The organism is Flavobacterium sp., from assembly GCF_031381455.1.
Lineage (GTDB): Bacteria > Bacteroidota > Bacteroidia > Flavobacteriales > Flavobacteriaceae > Flavobacterium.
The window spans coordinates 1-7,240 of sequence record NZ_JANMXZ010000035.1; the positions used below are offsets into that span (position 1 = coordinate 1).

A 7,240-nucleotide genomic window follows, 5' to 3' on the forward strand; every position below is an offset into this window, starting at 1 on the left:
TCGAAAAAGAACTGTCAAAAATGCGCAGAATGAATCCACAAGCGCCAGATTTTGGTATTCAACGAAATTATTTAGAATTATTTTTAGAACTGCCATGGAATGACTACTCTAAAGATAATTTCGACCTGAAACGCGCTCAAAAAATATTAGACAGAGATCATTTTGGTTTAGAAGATGTTAAAAAAAGAATGATAGAACATCTTGCAGTTTTAAAATTGCGAAACGATATGAAATCGCCAATTCTTTGTCTTACTGGACCTCCAGGAGTTGGAAAAACATCTATCGGAAAATCTATTGCCGAAGCTTTAGGAAGAGAATATGTGAGAGTTTCTTTGGTTGGTTTGCGTGATGAAGCCGAAATTCGCGGACATCGTAAAACCTATATTGGCGCGATGCCAGGAAGAATTCTTCAAAGCTTGAAAAAAGCAGGAACATCAAACCCAGTTTTTGTTTTAGATGAAATAGATAAATTAACAACAAGCAATCAAGGCGATCCATCATCGGCATTACTAGAAGTTTTAGATCCTGAACAAAACAACGATTTCTATGATAACTTTTTGGAAATGGGTTATGATTTATCAAAAGTGATGTTCATAGCAACTTCTAATAATATGGGAACCATTCAACCAGCGTTGAAAGACAGAATGGAAGTTATCAAAATGACTGGTTATACCATTGAAGAAAAAGTAGAAATTGCGCGTCAGCATTTGTTTCCAAAACAATTGAAAGAACACGGTTTAAAAACAAAAGAGTTGACCATTGGCAAAAGACAATTAGAAAAAATTGTAGAAGGCTATACACGTGAATCTGGAGTTAGAAGTTTGGAACAAAAGTTAGCTCAAGTTATTAGAAATGCTGCAAAATCGGTAGCAATGGAAGAAGAGTATAACACGAAAGTTACCGATGAAGATATCGTCAAAATTCTCGGTGCGCCAAAATTAGAACGTGATAAATCAGAAAGTAATGATGTGGCCGGAGTAGTAACTGGTTTGGCTTGGACATCAGTTGGTGGTGATATCTTATTTATAGAATCGTTGATTTCATTAGGAAAAGGGAATTTAACCTTGACAGGAAATTTAGGAACGGTTATGAAAGAATCGGCAACAATTGCTTTAGAATACATTAAAGCCAACGCAGAAATTTTTGGGCTCGACCCTGAAATGATTGCCAAATACAACATTCACTTACACGTTCCGGAAGGCGCAACGCCAAAAGACGGACCAAGCGCCGGAATAGCCATGTTGACCTCGTTAGTTTCATTATACACACAAAAAAAAATAAAGAAAAACTTAGCCATGACTGGTGAAATCACATTACGTGGAAAAGTTTTGCCTGTTGGTGGAATTAAAGAAAAAATTCTTGCTGCCAAAAGAGCAAATATCAAGGAAATTATTTTGTGTCATGAAAATAAAAGTGACATAGACGAAATTAAAGCAGAATATATCGAAGGACTAACGTTTCATTACGTAAAAGAAATGAGCGAGGTTATTGATGTTGCATTGACAAATCAGAAAGTAAAAAACGCTAAAACATTGTAATTTTTTTCTAAAAATAAAATGCAAAGGCATAAGTAAAATAACACTTATGCCTTTTTCTTTTAACTTTTTTTCCTACCATATAAAATAATATCTTCGCATTTCCGTTATAGTATATAGCATAAGTCACTTTTGATGTTAAAAAAAGCAATTTGTATTGGGTTTTGTCTCGCTAATTTGGTCAGTTTTGGTCAAATTGGGGGAAAGTCAATATACCAATTTCTGAATTTAGTGACTTCTCCACGACAAGCGGCTTTAGGCGGAAAAGTAATTACTTTTTACGATAGCGATGTCAATCAAGGACATTTTAATCCGGCAAATATAAATCCAGAAATGGATAACAAACTAGCATTGAATTACGGAAGCTATTTTGGCGAGGTTACCTACGGAACAGCATCTTATGCTTACACTTATGACAGACGTGTGCAAACTTTTTTTGGTGGCGTAAATTATGTGAATTACGGGAAATTTGATGGCTATGACGAAAACGGTCAGCAAACATCGAGTTTTACAGGAAGTGAAATGGCGTTGACTTTTGGCTATGCTTATAATATTCCAGGTTCAGATTTTTATGTTGGTGCGAATGCAAAACTGATTTCTTCCACTTTAGAAAGTTATAATTCATTTGGTGCCGCAGTTGATATTGGCGCACTATTTATTGATACACGTAACGATGTAAATTGGGCGATTTCTATTCGGAATGTTGGAGTTCAAATTACACCTTATGCTGAAACACGCGAAAAATTACCTTTAGAAGTACTGATTGGCGTTTCACAATTGATGGAAAATGTTCCGATTCGTTGGCATTTAACATTAGAAAATATGCAGCAATGGCAATTGGCATTTTCCAATCCGAACAGAGCACAAGGCTCTTTAGATGGAGGTTCAACTCCGGAGAAAGCATCTATTTTTGGAAATGCATTGCGTCATGTTATTATTGGAGCCGAATTATTTCCGGATAAAGGTTTTAATTTACGTGTAGGCTATAATTTTAGAAGAGCCGAAGAATTGCGTATTTTGGAGCAACGAAATTTCTCTGGGATTTCGGTAGGTCTGGGATTGAAAATGGGGAATTTAAAATTCAATTATTCCTATTCTCGTTATACCTTGGCTGCCAATACGAGCTTGTTTGGATTAACCATAGATTTTTCGGGCAACCGATATTAAACTAAAATTTAAAATTTTGAAATGAGCATAATGCAATATAGTATCGACCTCACCAAAGTCGTATGCGAATTACATATGACTGATAAAAAACAATAAGCATTTGCATATGAAAAAGATTACCATAGCCATCGACGGATTTTCTTCCACAGGGAAAAGTACATTAGCCAAACAATTAGCCAAACATTTAGGTTATGTATATGTTGACACTGGCGCTATGTATCGTGCGGTGACTTTTTTCGCTATGCAAAATGGGTATATCACTACCGATTTTTTTGACAAACAAACTTTAATTAACAGCCTGCCTTCTATAAAATTGCATTTCGAATTCAATGCTGAATTGGGATTTGCCGAAATGTATTTGAATGATGTCAATATCGAAACCGAAATCAGAACACTGGAAGTTTCTAATTTTGTGAGTTTAGTGGCCGAGGTTTCAGAGGTGCGTGCCAAATTGGTTGAACAACAACAAGAAATGGGCAAAGGTAAAGGCATCGTGATGGATGGTCGCGATATTGGAACCGTAGTTTTTCCAAAAGCCGAACTCAAAGTTTTTATGACCGCGAGTTCAGAAACACGTGCGCAAAGACGTTTTGAAGAATTACAGGAAAAAGGACAAACAGTTTCTTTTGAAGAAGTCTTAAAAAATGTAGAACAGCGAGATTATATTGATACACATCGTGATGATTCTCCTTTGCGAAAAGCCGATGATGCTATCGAAATTGACAATTCGTATCTCACTCGAGAAGAACAATTCAACGCCGTTTTGGAAATGGTGGATGATGTGACGAAATCGTTGTAAATATTTGTTTATCTCGATATAAATAGTAGATTTACGTTCTATTTTAACGAAATCAAAACTATTTTTATGAGTATAAAATTCAGATTGACAATAATGAGTTTTCTCCAATTCTTCGTTTGGGGAGCATGGTTGATAACGGTTGGTAATTATTGGTTTGCTACAAAACAATGGAGTGGTGCCGAATTCGGAGCCATTTTTTCAACACTTGGGATTTCTTCTATTATTATGCCTGCTGTCACAGGTATTATTGCCGATAAATGGATAAACGCCGAAAAGCTTTATGGTATACTTCATGTTTTAGGAGGTTTGGCGCTTTGTTATATTCCACTAGTGGATAATCCGACTACTTTTTATTGGGTGATTTTTGCAGCCATGCTTTGTTATATGCCAACCATTTCGCTATCCAATTCGGTGGCGTACAATATTTTAAAGACAAACAATTTTGACGTTATTAAAGTATTTCCTCCAATCAGAGTTTGGGGAACAATTGGTTTTATTGCCGCCATGTGGTTAACCAATTTATCCGGAAATAAAGCGTCTGCGAACATGTTTTACATTTCGGCAGTTTCGGCTGTTATACTTGGGATTTACTCGTTTACGTTGCCAAAATGTCCGCCACAAAAGTTGATTGCCGAGAACGCAACGACCGCACAAAAATTAGGTTTAGATGCCTTTAAATTATTTGGAACCTACAAAATGGCGTTGTTCTTTTTGTTCTCGATGTTTTTGGGTGGTGCGTTGCAGTTGACCAATATGTATGGCGATGTTTACTTATCTGAATTTGGAAAAATTCCAGAATATGCGAATAGTATTATTGTGCAAAAATCAACATTAATTATGTCGATTTCCCAAATATCAGAAACCTTATTTATCTTGGCAATTCCCTTCTTTTTAAAGCGATTTGGAATTAAACAAGTAATGTTGATATCGATGTTTGCATGGGTATTGCGTTTTGGTTTGTTTGCTTATGGAAATCCGGCAGATGGTTTATGGATGATTATTATGTCGTGTATCGTTTACGGAATGGCATTTGATTTCTTTAATATATCGGGTTCATTGTTTGTAGAAACAACTACCGATTCTAAAATCCGTTCTTCAGCTCAAGGTTTGTTTATGATGATGTCAAACGGCTTTGGTGCTTTCTTTGGCGGATTGTTAAGCGGAATTGTAATCGATAAATATTTTACTCATGACGGTGCTAGAGATTGGCACAACATCTGGCTTTCTTTTGCGGGATATGCATTGGTTATTGCCATCTTGTTTGCTGTGATGTTTAAGCACAAACACAATCCACATGATGTTGAAAGTATGAGTCATTAAAAATATAAAATAGTCCCGTTTATCGGGACTTTTTTTTAGCCACAGATTCACAGATTTTTCAAAAGTCCTTTTTAATCTGTGAATCTCTGGCTATTTAATTAATACCTCTGTGGCTCTACCACGAAGTGGTTTATTCAAATTCCATTGGATGTTCCGGATCAACGAATTCATTTTCGTTTTTGGAAATTACTATTGCTGCTACACCGTTTCCGATGAAGTTGGTAATGGCTCTGGCTTCGCTCATGAATTTATCAACACCTAAAAGAAACGCCAAACCTTCAACAGGAATTTTATGTATGGCTGTCAAGGTGGAAGCCAAAACAATAAAACCGCTTCCGGTTACACCGGCTGCTCCTTTTGAAGTAATCATTAAAAGTCCTATTATGGTTAGAATTTCGCCAAACGAAAGCGGAACATTATACAATTGTGCCAGGAAAATAACTGACATCGAAAGATAAATCGATGTACCGTCAAGGTTGAAAGAATAACCGGTTGGAACAACCAAACCAACTACCGATTTGCTACAACCCATGCGTTCCAGTTTGTTCATTAAGTTGGGCAATGCAGGTTCTGAAGAAGAAGTTCCAAGTACAATCAGTAGTTCGGCTTTGAGGTATTTGATAAAATCCAGTATGCTTATTTTGTAGTAACGAAGAATGCTGCCAAGAACTACAAATATGAAAATGGCCATCGTGATATAAACTGTAATCATTAATTTCCCAAGTGGAATAAGTGTTCCAAATCCAAATTTCCCAACGGTATATGCCATGGCACCAAATGCACCAAGCGGAGCCAAAAACATTACAAATTTCAAAGCCCTGAAAACTACTTTAGACCAGTTGTATAAAACCGCTAGTATAGCTTCTCTTTTCTGGTAATAGTTGAGTACAATTCCGAAGATGATGGCGACAATCAGAACCTGTAGTGTAAAATTGCTCATGAAAAAGTCGAGCCAACTGAAATCTGTTTTAGTTGCCGAAGTATATTTACTGGCATCTTCTATAGTTAAGCCGGATTTATCAATTCTTCCGGGTTTTATAATGTAGGCCGCAGCAATTCCGATTACTAAAGCAAATGTGGTTACGATTTCAAAATAAATAAGTGATTTGATTCCGATTCGCCCCACTTTTTTTAAGTCGCCCATACCTGCGATTCCTAAAACAATGGTTAAAAAGATGATTGGTCCGATAAAAATCTTTACCAATTGAATGAATGAATCCCCAACGATTTTCATTTTTTGTCCGTTTTCGGGATTGAAATGACCAAGAAGAACGCCGCAGATAATGGCAATCAACACCCAAAATGTTAGGTTAGTTGTGACTTTGAATAAAATAGATTCCTTATTCTTCATTTTGATTTTATTGGATTACAATGTACTATTTATTTTTTAGACCTGACAGGTTTTCAAAACCTGTCAGGTCTATTCAATACCAACCTAAATAGCCCTGATAGAAGAGGCTACTGCGTAGCCCGGAAAGCGGGAAAACGGAAACCAAAAATGCCCAAACCATTGCTTCGCCAGTTCGCTATCGCTCGTGCCACTCCTAAGTTTACAATGTCGATGCTTTAATTTTACTTTGTGACTTCGCGTCTCTGCGTGAAAAAATAATTGCTCGCAAAGACGCGGAGACGCAAAATATAAAAAGTGAGTTTTTGACCCTTTTTAATGTTAAATTTCTCTTTGTAAATATTTTGTAATTAGGAATTTAGTTGTACTTTTGCAGTCCTTTTGGCGAAGAAGAGTTTCCTTTAGGTATCAACTATTTATATAAACACTGCTGTGTTTTTAATCGCATCAAGAAACTCAAGAAGCATAGCATACAAATTATTTTATCAGCATGGCTGTATTAAACAAAGAACAACAAGAGTTTTTAACAGATTTTAACTGGCACAATTACGCAGAAGGAATTGATCCTGTAGATGAGAAAAACTTACAAGAGTTTGAAGAATTAGTTACTAAAACTTTCATCTCAACAGATCAAGAAGAAGTAGTAGAAGGTGTTGTCGTTAGAATTACTGACAGAGACGCAATTGTTGACATTAACGCGAAATCAGAAGGTGTTATTTCACTTAACGAATTCCGTTACAACCCAGCTTTAAAAGTGGGTGACAAAGTAGAAGTATTAATTGACATCCGTGAGGACAAAACAGGTCAATTAGTATTATCTCACAGAAAAGCTAGAACAATTAAATCTTGGGATAGAGTTATTTCTGCAAACGAAACAGGTGAAATTGTTACAGGTTTTGTTAAATGTAGAACTAAAGGTGGTATGATTGTAGATGTTTTCGGAATTGAAGCATTCTTACCAGGTTCACAAATTGATGTGAAACCAATCCGTGATTACGATGTATACGTAAACAAAATGATGGAATTCAAAGTGGTAAAAATTAACCACGAATTCAAAAACGTTGTTGTTTC

6 protein-coding genes are annotated in these 7,240 nt (G+C 36.1%); 5 read left to right on the top strand and 1 reads right to left on the bottom strand.

The window, feature by feature from the left end:
* From lon to RMN97_RS08220, 4 genes are all read left to right on the top strand, one after another.
* On the top strand, positions 1 to 1,538 hold a 1,538-nt coding region (lon, locus tag RMN97_RS08205; RefSeq protein WP_309614039.1), incomplete at its 5' end, for an endopeptidase La.
* A 132-nt stretch (positions 1,539 to 1,670) separates the two neighbouring features.
* Positions 1,671 to 2,702, top strand: a complete 1,032-nt coding sequence (porQ, locus tag RMN97_RS08210; protein WP_309614040.1) for a type IX secretion system protein PorQ — start codon at positions 1,671 to 1,673, stop codon at positions 2,700 to 2,702.
* A 106-nt stretch (positions 2,703 to 2,808) separates the two neighbouring features.
* Positions 2,809 to 3,501 (top strand): (d)CMP kinase, encoded by a 693-nt coding sequence (cmk, locus tag RMN97_RS08215; RefSeq protein ID WP_309614041.1) that lies wholly within the window; start codon positions 2,809 to 2,811, stop codon positions 3,499 to 3,501.
* Positions 3,502 to 3,567: 66 nt separating this feature from the next.
* The gene (locus RMN97_RS08220) at positions 3,568 to 4,821 is read left to right on the top strand and encodes a nucleoside permease (protein ID WP_309614042.1); all 1,254 of its coding nucleotides are present in this window, start codon (positions 3,568 to 3,570) and stop codon (positions 4,819 to 4,821) included.
* A gap of 130 nt (positions 4,822 to 4,951) precedes the next feature.
* Here the strand turns inward: RMN97_RS08220 and dctA are convergent, their stop codons facing one another.
* Complete coding sequence (dctA, locus tag RMN97_RS08225; RefSeq protein ID WP_309614043.1) at positions 4,952 to 6,172, bottom strand: C4-dicarboxylate transporter DctA; 1,221 nt, start codon at positions 6,170 to 6,172, stop codon at positions 4,952 to 4,954.
* Between the two features lie 487 nt (positions 6,173 to 6,659).
* Here dctA and RMN97_RS08230 point away from each other — a divergent pair.
* On the top strand, positions 6,660 to 7,240 hold a 581-nt coding region (locus RMN97_RS08230; protein ID WP_309614044.1), incomplete at its 3' end, for a S1 RNA-binding domain-containing protein.